This is a genomic window from Enterobacter sp. MGH120 (assembly GCF_001037725.1).
Lineage (GTDB): Bacteria > Pseudomonadota > Gammaproteobacteria > Enterobacterales > Enterobacteriaceae > Enterobacter > Enterobacter hormaechei_C.
Window position 1 is genome coordinate 4,125,533 of sequence record NZ_KQ089940.1, and the last position, 16,163, is coordinate 4,141,695.

The following is a 16,163-nucleotide window of genomic DNA, read 5'->3' on the forward strand; positions in this document are numbered from 1 at the left end:
TTATATCGTCCCAAACACCAGTAAAAGCAGGCAAGCAAATACGGGAACAGCCGCGGTAAGGCTGTCAATGCGATCCAGTATTCCGCCATGTCCTGGAATCAGGTGACCACTGTCCTTAATCCCTGCTTCACGCTTAAACATACTCTCGGTTAAATCACCCAGCACCGATGCCAGCGCCGCGAAAATCGAACATACCAGCAGCGTGGAGGGGGCAACCTCAAGATTCGCCCAGACGCCATAGCCCCAGGAGATAATCGCTGCCGTAAACAGGCCGCCGATGAAGCCTTGCCAGGTTTTGCCCGGAGAAACCTTTGGCGCCAGTTTATGTTTGCCGAACAGTTTACCAAACATATAGGCCCCGGAGTCAGCCCCCCAGACGAGAATCATCACATAAAGCAGCCATATCGCGCCGCTGTAGTGGTTTTCGTCATAGTGCCAGGCGCGCAACGCAACCATCCCCCAGAAAAACGGAACAATCGTGAGCAGACCAAAAATAAGGCGCAACACTTTAGAGTTGCGCCAGATCGCCGCAGAGCCCGGATAGAAAAGCACTAAAACAAGCGCAGCAATCCACCAGGCCAGCGATATCCATAAGGATCCGGCAACCAGCGGCTGGTGAACATCATGATGATATTCAGGCAAGGTATACAGCATCAGGGCCAGTAAAAAACCACAGAGTACCGCCAGCCATACCCGCTGAGTGCGCGAGGTAAAGCCGCTAAGCTGCCCCCATTCCCACGCGGCGAGCATACACACCACCAGCGTAACAATAGCGAATCCCACCGGAGGCAGTAAAAACAGCGCTGCGATGACGACGGGTATTAATACAAAAGCGGAAATCAGGCGATACTTCAGCAAAAGCTACCCCCATCAGGCGTTATCGCCACCAGGCTCGGTGCCGCCGAAACGACGCTCTCGATTGGCAAAGGCATGCAGCGCACCTTCAAAGTCTTGTTCATCAAAATCTGGCCAAAGAACATCCGTAAAGTAAAGTTCGGCGTAGGCAATTTGCCACAGCAAAAAGTTACTTATGCGATGTTCCCCCCCTGTCCTTATAACCAAATCCACGGGTGCCAGTTCATTCATGCAGATTTGCTGACTCAGCGCCTCTTCATCAATCTGGTCGGGTCTTAACAGCCCTTCCTGAACCTGCTCAGCCAAATGCCGAACCCCCTGGATAATATCCCAGCGTCCGCCGTAATTCGCCGCGATATTGAGCGTCAGGCCGGTATTATTTTCCGTCAGCGCTTCTGCTTTGCGAATCCGTTCCTGCAAACGTGAGTTAAAGCGACTGGTTTCGCCAATAATACGCAAGCGGACGTTGTGGCGGTGCAGGCTTTTTACTTCACTATCGAGCGCCCACACGAACAGTTCCATCAACGCAGTCACTTCCTGCGCAGGTCGATTCCAGTTCTCACTGCTAAAAGCATAGAGCGTTAACGCATCAATGCCGTTATTGGCGGCAAAAGAGACGGCGCGGCGAACAGATTTCGCCCCAGCTTTATGCCCAAAGGCTCGTATCTTCCCTTGTCTTTTCGCCCAGCGGCCATTGCCATCCATGATGATTGCAACATGGCGACAGCCATGTGCTGGCAAGTTTTCGCTTATTGGTTGATTCGCAGACAACATAACGCGTTTTTAGTCCCTGAAAGGATTTAACGGTACACAGGAATACTGAAGCCTATACATAAAAAAGCCGTGTCAAACCACGGCTTACCTGACCACTTAAAGCCAAATACCTGCGATCAGGTGGCGCAGACTATATCACTGAAGCCCAACGCTAACAAATAGCACGACGACTAGTGCTTGCTTTATCACCAGCCTGCGAGACGTGTCACCTGTTTACGCGCAACAATGCGTGCCTGTTCATCCACGGCCAGCACCTCTTCCACGCTCTGCGGCTCACGCAAATCCATTATCTCCAGCACGGATAAATTCAACGCGGCGATGTCAGTAAAGCGGATCTGCTGATTCAGGAATGCTTCAACGGTCACTTCATTGGCTGCATTAAGCGCCGTTGTCGCCGCCTGCCCCTGATCGAAGGCCGTCATCGCCAGTTTCAGACAGGGATAACGGTCGTAATCAGGCTCGCTAAACGTCAGTGAACTCAGCTTACAAAAATCGAGAGGCTTAACGCCCGATTTTACGCGGTTTGGCCACGCCATCGTATGAGCAATAGGCGTACGCATATCCGGTTCGCCCAGCTGGGCCAGCACGCTGCCGTCCTGATAGCGCACCATCGAGTGAATCACCGACTGCGGGTGGATCAGCACTTCCATCTGTTTCGCCGACGCATTGAACAGCCAGCGAGCTTCAATGTATTCCAGACCTTTGTTCATCATGGTGGCCGAATCGACGGAGATCTTACGCCCCATTGACCAGTTCGGATGACGACACGCCTGATCCGGCGTCATTGCGCTCAATTCAGACAGTGGCGTTTCACGGAACGGGCCACCAGACCCGGTAAGCAAAATCGACACAACGCCATTCTGCTCCAGGTCAGCGTACCCCAGGTTTTGTTGAAAAGGTTGAGGTAAACTCTGAAAAATCGCGTTGTGTTCGCTATCGACCGGCAAAAGACGCGCCCCACGCTGTTTTACCGCTTCCATAAAGAGGCGTCCGCAGGTGACCAGCGACTCTTTGTTCGCAAGCAGGACATCTTTACCCGCATCAATAGCGGCAAGCGTCGGCAGAAGACCCGCCGCCCCGACGATTGCCGCCATGACCTGATCAACTTCATCAAGCGCGGCCATATCGCACGCCGCCTGTTGCCCGCTGAGTACCTCGGTACGGCAGCCCTTCTCCTGCAACAGCGCTTTCACCTGGCGGGCGCTCTCTTCGTCATCCATCACCGCAAAACGGGGGGTAAACTCCAGGCACTGTTCGACCATTCGCTGCACGTTTTTTCCGGCCACAAGCGCGGCCACGGTGTAGCTGTCAGGATTATGACGTACAACGTCGAGAGTGCTGCAACCGATAGAGCCGGTCGAGCCGAGGAGAGTGAGATGCTTCATGAGATGCCCAAAAGTTAGACCAGATAAAAGCAAAACGCCGCCAGCAAGACTCAATGTCCTTCTGAACGGCGTTTATCAGTGTACAGCGAAAATCAGAACTGCATCAGTTCCGCTTCTTTTTCTGCCAGCGCCGCATCAATTTTCTTGATGGCCGCGTCGGTCATTTTCTGAATGTCGTCCTGAGAACGACGATCGTCGTCTTCGCTGATCTCTTTTTCTTTCAGCAGGGCTTTCACTTTATCGTTCGCATCGCGACGCACGTTACGTACGGAAACACGACCCTGCTCAGCTTCACCACGAACTACTTTGATCAGGTCTTTACGACGCTCTTCCGTCAGCGGAGGCAGTGGAACGCGAATATCCGCGCCGGCTGAGCTTGGGTTCAGACCCAGGTCGGATGCCATGATCGCTTTTTCAACGGCCGGGCTCATTGAGCGGTCGAACACGTTGATTTTCAGGGTACGGGTATCTTCTACCGTCACGCTCGCCAGCTGACGCAGAGGCGTTGGCGTACCGTAATATTCTACGATAATGCCATCCAGCAGGCTTGGGGAAGCACGGCCAGTACGGATTTTGCTGATTTGGTTTTTGAACGCTTCTACGCATTTTTCCATGCGTACTTCAGCATCTTTTCTGATGTCGTTAATCACGTTACGGATCCTTGAAAACTTGTCTCAGGCAGACTATCCGCCAGCACAGCGCTACAGGTGTGCTAAGTATAGTCGCGTTTAATTCATGACAACGCCAAAGGCGCGCCCGGGTAAGATACCACGTCGAAATAAAGCGGAATCTTACCTGTATTTATCGCCGACGGAAATTATTCCGTGATCAAAGTGCCTTCTTTTTCGCCCATAACAACGCGACGCAGCGCGCCAGGCTTGTTCATGTTGAAGACACGGATCGGTAGTTTGTGGTCACGAGCCAGCGTAAAGGCGGCAAGATCCATCACTTTCAGCTCTTTTTCCAGCACTTCGCTGTAGGTCAGCTGATCGTACATGGTCGCTGAAGGATCTTTTGCCGGGTCGGCAGTAAACACGCCATCTACTTTGGTCGCTTTCAGCACCACATCGGCTTCGATTTCGATACCGCGCAGACAGGCTGCGGAATCGGTGGTAAAGAACGGGTTACCCGTACCGGCGGAGAGGATCACCACGCGGTTGTTGCGCAGCAGGCTGATGGCCTCTGCCCAGCTGTAGTTATCGCATACGCCATTCAAAGGAATAGCGGACATCAGGCGAGCGTTCACATAGGCGCGATGAAGCGCATCACGCATCGCCAGGCCATTCATCACGGTTGCCAGCATACCCATGTGGTCGCCCACTACGCGGTTCATCCCCGCTTTCGCCAGACCAGCACCACGGAAAAGGTTGCCACCGCCAATGACCACGCCAACCTGAATACCCAGTTCGACCAGTTCTTTGATTTCCTGTGCCATGCGATCAAGGATGCTTGCGTCAATACCGAAGCCTTCCGATCCTTGCAGCGCTTCGCCACTCAGCTTAAGCAGAATGCGTTTGTACACGGGTTTTGCATTGGTAGCCATGTTTCTTTCCTGAGACTGTCAACGATTAAGATGGGGTTAATTCTGGCGACATGATATGTCGCAAATCAGCACAGCGATACTGGAGCCTGTCTGATTTCGTGAGACGGGTGACAAAAAGAAGCCGCCCTCAGGCGGCTCCTTTTCAATCATTAAGACTGCTTGGACATTGCAGCAACTTCTGCTGCGAAGTCAGTCTCAACTTTCTCGATGCCTTCGCCCACTTCGAAGCGGATGAAGCCAGTTACATCAGCGTTGTGCTCTTTCAGCAGCTGAGCAACAGACTTGCTTGGATCCATTACGAAAGGCTGGCCAGTCAGAGAAACTTCGCCGGTGAATTTCTTCATGCGGCCTTCAACCATTTTCTCTGCGATTTCTTTTGGCTTACCAGACTGCATCGCGATGTCCAGCTGAACCTGGTACTCTTTCTCTACCACTTCAGCAGACACGTCTTCTGGCTTAACGAATTCTGGTTTGCTTGCAGCGATGTGCATTGCCAGCTGTTTAACCAGCTCTTCGTCAGCGCCTTTAGCCGCAACCAGAACACCGATACGCGCGCCGTGCTGGTAAGAGCCCAGAACATCGCCTTCCAGGGAAGAAACGCGACGGATGTTGATGTTCTCACCGATTTTAGCAACCAGCGCTACACGCTCTTCTTCGAACTGTGCTTTCAGAACTTCAACGTCAGTGATTTTGCCTGCAACCGCTGCGTCCAGAACTTTGTTAGCAAATGCCTGGAAACCAGCATCTTTAGCAACGAAGTCAGTCTGGCAGTTAACTTCCAGAATGATGCCGTAGTTGCCGTCGATTTTGGTGATGATCACGCCGTCAGCAGCAACGTTGCCTGCTTTCTTAGCTGCTTTGATCGCACCGGATTTACGCATGTTTTCGATTGCCAGCTCGATGTCGCCGTTCGCTTCGGTCAGCGCTTTTTTGCAATCCATCATGCCTGCGCCAGTACGCTCACGCAGCTCTTTTACCAGGGATGCGGTAATTTCAGCCATTCTTAAATCCTCGGGAGATGTGAACTGCCCGGCCGGGAGCCAAACAGTATAAATTGAAAAAAGGGGCCGATAATGGGCCCCTATTCATACACGGTACTAATAAGGGGTAAAACCTTATTATTCAGCTTCTACGAAGCTTTCTTCCGCCTGAGAAGCCAGATCCTGGGAACGGCCTTCACGAACGGTAGCAGCTACAGCGCTCAGGTACAGGCTAACAGCACGGATTGCGTCGTCGTTACCCGGGATAACGAAGTCAACACCGTCCGGATCGGAGTTGGTATCAACGATAGCGAATACCGGGATACCCAGGTTGTTAGCTTCTTTGATTGCGATGTGCTCGTGGTCTGCATCGATTACGAACAGCGCGTCTGGCAGGCCGCCCATATCTTTGATACCGCCCAGGCTGTTTTCCAGCTTGTCCAGTTCACGAGTGCGCATCAGCGCTTCTTTCTTAGTCAGCTTATCGAAAGTACCGTCCTGAGACTGGGTTTCCAGATCTTTCAGGCGCTTGATGGACTGACGAACAGTTTTCCAGTTGGTCAGCATGCCGCCCAACCAGCGATGGTTCACGAAGAACTGGTCGCAGCTGTTAGCAGCATCTTTCACAGCTTCGCTTGCAGCGCGCTTAGTACCAACGAACAGAATCTTACCTTTACGGGAAGAGATCTTGTTCAGCTCAGCCAGGGCTTCGTTGAACATTGGTACAGTCTTCTCAAGGTTGATGATGTGAACTTTGTTACGTGCGCCGAAGATGAAAGGCTTCATTTTCGGGTTCCAGTAACGGGTCTGGTGACCGAAGTGAACACCAGCCTTGAGCATGTCGCGCATGGAAACAGTTGCCATGTTTAAAACCTCTATATTGAAAGTTGGGGTTATGCCTCCACGTATCCCATATTACCGACCCCGAAGGGCACCCCGGAATATGTGCCGATACGTGTGTGTTGTTACACAAAGTGAGATTTGTCGCTCCCGTCCAGCCTGTGTATCTGAGATGGATCGGAAGTCCGGCGCGCTTTATATCACAAAACACGGCCAGAAACCAATAATTGTTGGCGGAGTGTGCTGTTAATGATTCTCAATTTGGCACGGGGTGCGCCTGACTGATACCATTGACAACACTTACACTAGTATTGTCGAAAAAATCGACACCGATGGACAGATTACATGGCTATCTCTATTAAGACACCTGAAGAAATTGAAAAGATGCGCGTCGCCGGTCGTCTGGCCGCGGACGTGCTGGAAATGATCGAGCCGTTTGTGAAGCCGGGCGTCAGCACTGGCGAACTGGATCGCATCTGTAACGACTATATCGTCAACGAGCAGCACGCGGTCTCCGCCTGCCTTGGCTATCACGGTTTCCCGAAATCCGTCTGCATCTCTATTAATGAAGTGGTTTGCCACGGCATTCCGGATGACGAGAAGCTGCTGAAAGATGGCGACATCGTCAACATCGACGTGACCGTCATCAAAGACGACTACCACGGCGACACCTCTAAGATGTTCATCGTTGGCAAGCCAACGATTCTGGGCGAGCGTCTGTGCAAAGTGACGCAAGAAAGCCTCTACCTGGCGCTGAAAATGGTGAAGCCGGGCATCCGCCTGCGCACCATCGGCGCCGCAATCCAGAAATTTGTGGAAGCGGAAGGTTTCTCCGTGGTGCGCGAATATTGCGGTCACGGTATTGGTCGTGTGTTCCATGAAGAACCGCAGGTTCTGCACTACGATGCAGACGACGGCGGCGTAGTGCTGCAAAAGGGCATGACCTTCACTATCGAACCAATGGTCAACGCGGGTGATTACCGCATCCGTACCATGAAAGATGGCTGGACGGTAAAAACCAAAGACAGAAGCTTGTCTGCCCAGTACGAGCATACTATTGTGGTTACAGACAACGGCTGCGAAATTATGACGTTGCGCAAGGATGACACCATCCCGGCGATACTGACGAACATTGAGTGATAAGAAGCCGGCGAATGCCGGCTTTTTTAATGGCGATAGCTTTTTCTTATGGGTGGCGCACGATGAGTAATCTCTTACCCGAACAGTATGCTAATACAGCACTTCCCACCCTCCCCGACCAGCCTGATAACCCGGGCGTCTGGCCACCGCATGAGCTGACCTGCGCGCATATCAAAGCCCACATGGAGGTTTTCCATCGCTGGCTGGGTAGCGCATTTGACGCAGGCGTTTCGGCCGAGCAGCTCATTGAAGCGCGCACCGAATTTATCGACCAGCTCCTGCAACGTCTGTGGATCGACTACGGTTTCGGACAGGTGAGCGACGTCGCGCTGGTTGCGGTCGGCGGCTATGGCCGGGGTGAACTGCATCCACTCTCTGATATCGACCTGCTGATCTTAAGCCGTAAAAAACTGCCGGACGATCGGGCGCAGAAAATCGGTGAACTGTTGACCCTGCTCTGGGACGTAAAGCTGGAAGTGGGCCACAGCGTACGCACGCTGGAAGAGTGTCTGCTGGAAGGGTTATCTGACCTGACCGTCGCCACCAACCTGATTGAAACCCGCCTGCTGATTGGCGACGTTGCGCTGTTCCTCGAACTGCAAAAGCACATCTTTAGCGACGGCTTCTGGCCTTCGGAAAAATTCTTCGCCGCGAAAGTCGAAGAACAAAACCAGCGCCACCAGCGCTATCACGGTACCAGCTATAATCTCGAACCGGATATTAAAAGCAGCCCCGGTGGCCTGCGCGATATCCACACGCTGCAATGGGTCGCCCGTCGACATTTTGGAGCAACATCACTGGACGAAATGGTCGGGTTTGGTTTTCTGACCGAAGCCGAACGTAACGAACTCAATGAGTGTCTGCATCTGCTGTGGCGCATCCGTTTTGCCCTGCACCTGGAAGTCACCCGCTACGATAACCGCCTGCTGTTTGACCGACAGCTCAGCGTGGCGCAGCGCCTGAATTACCAGGGCGAGGGCAACGAGCCGGTCGAGCAAATGATGAAGGATTTCTTCCGCGTCACCCGCCGCGTCTCTGAGCTAAACCAGATGCTGTTACAGCTGTTCGATGAGGCGATCCTCGCGCTGACGGCAGACGAAAAACCGCGTCCGATTGATGACGAATTTCAGCTGCGCGGCACGCTTATCGATCTGCGCGACGAAACGCTGTTCATCCGCGAACCGGAAGCGATCCTGCGAATGTTCTACACCATGGTGCGCAACAGCACGATCACCGGGATCTACTCCACCACCCTGCGTCATCTGCGCCATGCACGACGCCATCTGAAGCAGCCGCTGTGTTACATCCCGGAGGCGCGCTCGCTGTTCCTGAGCATGCTTCGTCATCCGGGCGCCGTCAGCCGCGGTCTGCTGCCGATGCACCGTCACAGCGTATTGTGGGCCTATATGCCCCAGTGGTCGCATATTGTCGGGCAGATGCAGTTCGACCTGTTTCACGCCTATACGGTAGATGAGCACACGATCCGCGTCATGCTGAAGCTGGAAAGCTTCGCTAAAGAAGAGACGCGCTCCCGCCATCCGCTGTGCGTTGATCTGTGGCCACGTCTGGCGCACCCGGAGCTGATCCTGATCGCCGCCCTGTTCCATGATATCGCCAAAGGTCGCGGCGGCGACCACTCCGTGCTCGGTGCCCAGGACGTGCTGAAATTTGCCGAGCTGCACGGCCTGAACTCGCGTGAAACGCAGCTTATCGCCTGGCTGGTTCGCCATCATCTGCTGATGTCAGTTACCGCTCAGCGTCGTGATATTCAGGATCCGGAAGTGATCAAGCAGTTCGCCGAGGAAGTGCAAACGGAGAACCGCCTGCGCTACCTGGTCTGCCTGACGGTAGCCGATATCTGCGCCACCAACGAAACCCTGTGGAACAGCTGGAAGCAGAGCCTGCTGCGCGAACTCTACTTCGCCACCGAAAAACAGCTGCGTCGCGGGATGCAGAACACCCCCGACATGCGCGAGCGTGTGCGCCACCATCAGTTGCAGGCGCTGGCCCTGCTGCGCATGGATAACATCAACGAAGAGGCGCTGCATCAGATTTGGGCGCGCTGTCGCGCCAACTACTTTGTGCGCCACAGCCCAAACCAGCTTGCCTGGCACGCCCGGCATCTGCTGAAGCACGACCTGACAAAACCGATGATTCTGCTCAGCCCGCAGGCCACGCGCGGCGGGACGGAAATTTTCATCTGGAGTCCGGACCGGCCTTATTTGTTTGCAGCGGTCTGTGCCGAGCTGGACAGGCGTAACCTGAGCGTGCACGACGCGCAGATTTTTACCACCCGCGACGGCATGGCGATGGACACCTTTATTGTGCTGGAGCCGGACGGCAGCCCGCTGTCGTCGGACAGGCATGAGGGGATACGCTTTGGCCTCGAGCAGGCGATTACGCAGCGCAGCTGGCAACCTCCGCAGCCGCGTCGTCAGGCGGCAAAACTGCGCCACTTTACCGTCGATACCGAGGTCAATTTCCTGCCGACCCATACCGACCGTAAATCGTTCCTTGAGCTGATTGCGCTCGACCAGCCAGGGCTGCTCGCCCGCGTCGGTCAGGTTTTTGCCGATCTGGGAATTTCGCTTCACGGCGCCCGAATTACAACCATTGGCGAACGAGTAGAAGATTTATTTATAATCGCGACGGCCGACCGGCGTGCCCTTAATAATGACCTGCAACTTGAAGTGCAACAACGGTTGACAGCAGCCCTCAATCCAAACGATAAAGGGTGACGTGTTTTTTAGTGAAATGGAAAGAGTAAACAATGCAGCAGTTACAGAACGTTATTGAGTCCGCTTTTGAGCGTCGCGCCGACATCACTCCGGCAAATGTGGATACCGTGACCCGTGAAGCGGTAAACCAGGTTATTTCCCTGCTGGATTCCGGCGCGCTGCGCGTGGCAGAAAAAATCGACGGTCAGTGGGTTACTCATCAATGGCTGAAGAAAGCTGTGCTGCTCTCTTTCCGTATCAACGATAACCAGGTTATCGACGGAGCAGAAAGCCGCTACTTCGATAAAGTACCAATGAAATTTGCGGATTACGACGAAGCGCGCTTCCAGAAAGAGGGCTTCCGCGTAGTACCACCGGCGGCCGTTCGTCAGGGTGCCTTCATCGCACGCAACACCGTGCTGATGCCATCCTACGTGAACATCGGCGCCTACGTTGACGAAGGCACCATGGTGGACACCTGGGCTACCGTCGGCTCCTGCGCGCAGATTGGTAAAAACGTTCACCTGTCCGGCGGTGTGGGCATCGGTGGCGTTCTTGAGCCACTTCAGGCTAACCCAACCATCATCGAAGACAACTGCTTCATCGGCGCACGTTCCGAAGTGGTTGAAGGCGTGATCGTCGAAGAAGGTTCTGTGATCTCCATGGGCGTTTATATTGGCCAGAGCACCCGTATTTACGATCGCGAAACCGGTGAAATTCACTACGGCCGCGTTCCAGCTGGTTCCGTTGTGGTTTCCGGCAACCTGCCGTCTAAAGATGGCAAATACAGCCTGTATTGCGCGGTCATCGTGAAAAAAGTGGACGCGAAAACGCGCGGTAAAGTGGGCATCAATGAACTGCTGCGCACCATCGATTAATCGGGTATAACAAAAAGCGGGGGCAACCCCGCTTTTTTTATATCCGAAGGTGGCGAAAATAGATTTTTTCGTTAATTATTCATAGGTTATGTTGAGATCAAGGGTACCGCTATGTACGATAATCTGAAAAGTCTGGGCATTACCAATCCTGATGAAATTGATCGTTATAGTCTCCGCCAGGAAGCCAATAACGATATTTTGAAAATCTATTTTCACAAGGACAAAGGAGAGTTCTTCGCCAAAAGCGTGAAGTTTAAATACCCTCGCCAGCGTAAGACCGTTGTCGCTGATGGTATCGGTCAGGGATATAAAGAAGTACAGGAAATCAGCCCTAACCTGCGCTACGTGATCGACGAACTCGATCAAATCTGCCAGCGCGATCGCAGCGAAGTCGATCTGAAACGTAAGATCCTTGACGACCTGCGTCACCTGGAAAGCGTAGTCACCAATAAGATCAGCGAGATTGAAGCGGATCTTGAGAAATTGACGCGTAACAAATGAGCCGTTTTATTGCCCGGTGGCGCTTCGCTTACCGGGCCTACGAACACATGTAGGCCGGGTAAGGCGAAGCCGCCGCCCGGCAAACAGCATCATCTCTGTTCATCCAGCTGCAACGCCACATACAGCAGTAGCCGGTCGTCAAAATTCCCTAAATCCAGCCCCGTCAGTTCCGAGATCCGGTTTAGCCTATACTCCAGCGTATTACGGTGAATAAACAGCGCTTTTGACGTTGCCAGCGGCTGCACGTTATGCCGGAACCACGCCTGCAACGTGCGGCGCAGCAGCCCGTTGTTGTCCATTGCTTTCAGACGCACCAGCGGACGCGCCAGCTCGTTGGCCTGCCAGCCGCCGCGCAGGCTGTCGAGCAGGACCGGCAGCATCAGATCCTGATAGAAATAACTGCGGCTGTCCGGCATGCGCTGTTTCCCTACCATCATGGTGGTGCGCGCCGTTCGCCATGAACGGGCAATACTTCCCGGCCCGGTAAAGTAATTTCCCAGCGCGACGCGAAAACGGAGCTGTCCGTTCTCCTTCATACGCTCAATGAGCAGCTCAACGCGGCGACGATGATCTTCCGCGTCCCAGCGACCAAACTGATTAAGCGCAGGCTTGAGCACCACCATTTCCGTCAAAGAGACAATCGCCACCAGGTTGTTACGCTCCGGCGTCGCCAGCATGTTTTGCAGCTGCTGTAGCTCCACCATGGCGCTGTCCACACCAAGCTGGCCGCTATCCACCTCAATAACGGCGACTACGCGCGGCTGATTCAGGTCGATACCCAGACGCTGCGCCCATTCGCTCAGGGCAGGCGTGTGCTCCTCAGCCTGAATCAAATTCATCACCAGCTCTTCACGCAGGCGGCTGTCCTGGGCAAGCAGATGCATCAGACGCGACTGCTCCAGCATCATCTCCGCCGTCATGCAGACCAGCTCGCCGTATTTACGCAGCGATTCAGGATCGCCGGTCAGACCGATAACGCCAACAATCTCTCCTTCCAGACGCAGCGGCAGGTTGATCCCCTGACGGACCCCGTGCAGATGTTTCGCCACGGCGTCATCGATATCGACCACGCGCCCCTGAGAAAGCACCAGCAACGCCCCTTCGTGCAATTCCCCAATACGCTCACGATCGCCGCTGCCGATAATGCGCCCGCGGGCATCCATTACGTTGATATTGGTATCAATGATGCGCATGGTTCGCGCCACGATATCCTGCGCCATTTTGGTATCAAGATGCCAGCCAGCCATATAACCCTCCCGTGAGCAGAGCTCAAGCATAGGGAAGTTCAGCTAAGGCTGCATTGTGCAGATGCCCAAAGGCAGAGAGAGATGTATGGAGTTGTGGGAAAGGTCACAGAAAAGAGAAAGCCCCTGCGAACAGGGGCTTAAGAAGATTACTGCATCAGGAGATAAATAGAGGTATCACCACGCTGAATATTCAGTGCCAGCACAGAAGGCTTGCTGTCGAGAATTTTGCGCAGTTCAGCGATGTTTTTCACCGGCTGCTGGTTAGCGCCCATGATCACATCACCTTTTTTCAGGCCGATACGGGCAGCAGGTGAGTTCGCTTTCACGTTGTTCACCACCACGCCTTTATCTGCCCCTTTGTTGCTCATCTCGGCACCTTCAATACCGCTGAAGATGGTGCTGGAATCCACCTGATTCTGACTGCTCTGTTGCAGTTCCAGGCTCACGTTAACCGGCTTACCTTCACGCAGCAGGCCGAGGGTCACTTTACTGCCGATTGGCATAGAACCCACTTCCGCACGCAGGGCGGCAAAGCTGCTGATCGGCTTACCGTTCAGAGAGGTGATCACGTCACCCGCTTTAATGCCGGCTTTCGCCGCCGAAGAGTTCGGCATGACCTGGCTTACGAATGCGCCGCGCTGAGCGTCCACTTTCATCGCTTTCGCCAGCTCGGAGTTCAGTTCGGTACCCATGATCCCCAGCTCACCGCGTTTCACCTGTCCATATTGCACCATCTGCGCAGTCAGGTTTTTCACCATGTTGCTCGGGATAGCAAAGCCGATACCGATGTTGCCACCGTCCGGTGCCAGGATAGCGGTGTTGATACCGATCAGCTCACCGTTCAGGTTAACCAGCGCACCGCCGGAGTTACCACGGTTAATGGCCGCATCCGTCTGAATGAAGTTTTCATAGTTTTCCGCATTCAGGCCGCTACGTCCCAGCGCAGAGACGATACCCGAGGTCACGGTTTCGCCCAGACCAAATGGGTTACCGATGGCGACGGTGTAGTCACCCACGCGCAGCGCGTCAGAGTCGGCAAGCTTAATCGCCGTCAGGTTCTTCGGATCCTGGATTTGAATCAGCGCGATATCGGAGCGCGGGTCTTTACCAACCACTTTGGCATCGAACTTACGGCCATCGCTCATCTGCACTTTAATGGTGTTAGCATTATCTACCACGTGGTTATTGGTCACCACGTAGCCTTTGGCTGCATCAATAATGACGCCCGAGCCAAGTGCCATGAATTTCTGCTGCTGGCCGCCGCCCTGACCGTCATCCCCTGCGCCGCCGCCCTGACAGAACGGAGAACTCTGGAATGGCGAACCGTCCTGGCAGAATGGCGAATTGTCGCCGAAGAACTGCTGGAAATTACGCGGCATACGCGGCGTATTGACGGTTGTGCTGCCCTCAACGTTAATACTCACCACCGATGGCATCACTTTTTCGAGCATCGGGGCCAGGCTTGGCATCTGCTGCGCAGTCGCTGCCGAGGAAGCTGTCTCGGCCGCCATCGCCAGAGGGGACAGCGCTAAACCTAAACTCAGAGCCAGTGCACTCATTGCTAATGTGGTTTTTTTCATGTTTCTCAATCTCGATTTACCAGATAACGCAAAATTGCTGTGTAACTCAGATTCGTTTTATACCGCTTAGTTCCGGGATTAAGTTTATGGAAAAAGTAAAAATTTATTGGTCGTCTTTACAAAACTCATGGCTTATTCAACGGCCATAAGCTTGCGGTATTCATCCCAGGCATACAAATCTGTCATCCCGCTGATATAGTCCTGGATAAGACGACAGCGATAATAATATTCCATGACTGGCCATTGGGAAGAATGGCGATCTATTTTACTGACGGCTTCAATGTATGCCAGCCGGTGGCGGGTTGAAAGCTTCTGATAGAGACGAGATTCAATCGGCAGGCGGCGAACACGTTCATTTTCGACCAGCTCACTGAACTCATCGACCGTCAGCTGGAGCAGCGGGCCATAAATCTCCAGCAACCCGCTGATAACCCGGTATCCTTGCAGCTCCAGCTGTTCGACATCCGGGTGGCTGAAAACATGGCGAACAGCCACGTTTTTATATAATTCAAGAAGCTGACTAAAACTGCTCTCATCTTCCAGCAGGGCGTGATTAAATTCCCCGCTAAATATCATCGGCAAATTATCAATGAAACGGGCGGCCGCATACGGCACCAGTTTATTCAGCGTGTTCACCCGCAAATACATAAAGAACTGATCTTCGGTACTGCGGCTCAGCGAATTTGAACGCGATTTATCCCAGGCATTCTCGACGACCTGCGCAAACAGAGAACCTTTTTCATGCTCTCCCCAGGCATCATGAAGATGCTGATACAGCTCCTCGACGCTGAATATTCTTTTTTCCACCGCGTCTTCCAGATCGGCCACGCAATAAGAAATGTCATCAGCCGCTTCCATAATCCATGTCAATGGAAAACGGCCATTAGGGGTCAGAGACAGTTCTTTACGCAACCGCGCGATGTATGCTTCTTCCGATAAGTAATAGCCCGGTTTTTTCATCAGGTAGCTATGCGTGGCGGGCGTTTCTCCGGTCCACCATGCGGGACGCGTGTATTTAAGAATACAGCCCACCTGGGCCCAGGTCAGATTCATCCGCATCAGGGAGTGCACCAGACGGATCCCCTGCGCGTTACCTTCGAAATGACACAGATCCTGGCGCACCTTACGGCGCAGATCGTTCAGGCTATCTTCGCCTTCACGCAGGCATAAATCGCGTACCACACAGCGGTCATCGCTGAGCGGCTGGCTTATGGCGTCAGAGGGAAAAAGCCGCTGTTTAAACCAGTCATTGATGGCGGCCTCGCCGAAATGACCAAAGGGAGGATTGCCGATATCGTGCATCAGGCAGGCCATCTCAACGATGCTTTCGAACGGCCCGGTCAGTTCATCCAGTCCGTAGGTTTCCAGCAGACGTTGCTCTTTAAGGCGACTGAGGATCTCTTTCGCAATGTAGCGCCCCACCTGCTGCACTTCCATGGAGTGCGTTAACCGCGTACGCACCGCGGCGTTACGCTCCAGCGGGAACACCTGGGTTTTTTGCTGTAACCGACGGATGGCGGGCGAGTTGATGATGCGTCCGCGATCGCTTTCGAAAATGCGCAGGATCTCATGTTCGCTCTTATCGCCCTGTGGCGAACGGAAACGTCGGTGCCAGTTAATTTTGGTGCGAAAATCGATTGGTGCCATGTGCTCCCCCGCGTGAGAATGCGTTTCCCCTTAACCGCATGATAGACTATGCATCTTAACAAGGCACATCGCGAGT

General features: G+C 53.7%; 14 protein-coding genes. 4 read left to right on the forward strand and 10 right to left on the reverse strand.

Annotated elements, in window-relative coordinates:
- The 7 genes from cdsA to rpsB form a co-directional block, all read right to left on the reverse strand.
- Positions 1–858: a phosphatidate cytidylyltransferase gene (gene cdsA, locus SK54_RS19285; RefSeq protein ID WP_003856175.1), complete on the reverse strand. Its 858-nt coding sequence runs from the start codon at positions 856–858 to the stop codon at positions 1–3.
- Between the two features lie 12 nt (positions 859–870).
- Positions 871–1,629, reverse strand: a complete 759-nt coding sequence (ispU, locus tag SK54_RS19290; RefSeq protein WP_003856176.1) for a (2E,6E)-farnesyl-diphosphate-specific ditrans,polycis-undecaprenyl-diphosphate synthase — start codon at positions 1,627–1,629, stop codon at positions 871–873.
- A 185-nt stretch (positions 1,630–1,814) separates the two neighbouring features.
- Entirely contained in the window at positions 1,815–3,014 is a 1,200-nt protein-coding gene (ispC, locus tag SK54_RS19295; RefSeq protein WP_039271659.1) for a 1-deoxy-D-xylulose-5-phosphate reductoisomerase, read from the reverse strand.
- A gap of 92 nt (positions 3,015–3,106) precedes the next feature.
- Positions 3,107–3,664: a ribosome recycling factor gene (gene frr, locus SK54_RS19300; protein ID WP_017383739.1), complete on the reverse strand. Its 558-nt coding sequence runs from the start codon at positions 3,662–3,664 to the stop codon at positions 3,107–3,109.
- Positions 3,665–3,831: 167 nt separating this feature from the next.
- The gene (gene pyrH / locus SK54_RS19305; RefSeq protein WP_002889306.1) at positions 3,832–4,557 is read right to left on the reverse strand and encodes a UMP kinase; all 726 of its coding nucleotides are present in this window, start codon (positions 4,555–4,557) and stop codon (positions 3,832–3,834) included.
- A gap of 149 nt (positions 4,558–4,706) precedes the next feature.
- A complete protein-coding gene (gene tsf / locus SK54_RS19310) occupies positions 4,707–5,558 on the reverse strand; it encodes a translation elongation factor Ts (protein WP_015572722.1) in 852 nt (283 codons plus the stop codon).
- A 117-nt stretch (positions 5,559–5,675) separates the two neighbouring features.
- Positions 5,676–6,401: a 30S ribosomal protein S2 gene (gene rpsB, locus SK54_RS19315; RefSeq protein WP_003856207.1), complete on the reverse strand. Its 726-nt coding sequence runs from the start codon at positions 6,399–6,401 to the stop codon at positions 5,676–5,678.
- Positions 6,402–6,722: 321 nt separating this feature from the next.
- Between rpsB and map the strand changes: the two genes are divergently transcribed.
- The 4 genes from map (at position 6,723) to SK54_RS19335 (ending at position 11,613) form a co-directional block, all read left to right on the forward strand.
- A complete protein-coding gene (gene map / locus SK54_RS19320; RefSeq protein ID WP_003856208.1) occupies positions 6,723–7,517 on the forward strand; it encodes a type I methionyl aminopeptidase in 795 nt (264 codons plus the stop codon).
- 62 nt (positions 7,518–7,579) lie between these two features.
- A complete protein-coding gene (gene glnD, locus SK54_RS19325) occupies positions 7,580–10,255 on the forward strand; it encodes a bifunctional uridylyltransferase/uridylyl-removing protein GlnD (RefSeq protein WP_003856210.1) in 2,676 nt (891 codons plus the stop codon).
- Between the two features lie 32 nt (positions 10,256–10,287).
- Entirely contained in the window at positions 10,288–11,112 is an 825-nt protein-coding gene (gene dapD, locus SK54_RS19330; RefSeq protein WP_003856214.1) for a 2,3,4,5-tetrahydropyridine-2,6-dicarboxylate N-succinyltransferase, read from the forward strand.
- 111 nt (positions 11,113–11,223) lie between these two features.
- On the forward strand, positions 11,224–11,613 hold the full coding sequence (locus SK54_RS19335; RefSeq protein WP_015572719.1) for a DUF3461 family protein: 390 nt from the start codon (positions 11,224–11,226) through the stop codon (positions 11,611–11,613).
- A gap of 89 nt (positions 11,614–11,702) precedes the next feature.
- On the opposite strand, the gene SK54_RS19340 is transcribed toward SK54_RS19335, so the two are convergent.
- The 3 genes from SK54_RS19340 to dgt all read right to left on the reverse strand — a co-directional run bounded on the left by SK54_RS19340 (position 11,703) and on the right by dgt (position 16,087).
- Entirely contained in the window at positions 11,703–12,860 is a 1,158-nt protein-coding gene (locus SK54_RS19340; RefSeq protein ID WP_017694484.1) for a CdaR family transcriptional regulator, read from the reverse strand.
- A 146-nt stretch (positions 12,861–13,006) separates the two neighbouring features.
- Positions 13,007–14,440: a serine endoprotease DegP gene (gene degP / locus SK54_RS19345; protein ID WP_015572718.1), complete on the reverse strand. Its 1,434-nt coding sequence runs from the start codon at positions 14,438–14,440 to the stop codon at positions 13,007–13,009.
- A 132-nt stretch (positions 14,441–14,572) separates the two neighbouring features.
- On the reverse strand, positions 14,573–16,087 hold the full coding sequence (gene dgt, locus SK54_RS19350; protein ID WP_040117234.1) for a dGTPase: 1,515 nt from the start codon (positions 16,085–16,087) through the stop codon (positions 14,573–14,575).
- Positions 16,088–16,163 lie beyond the last annotated feature (76 nt).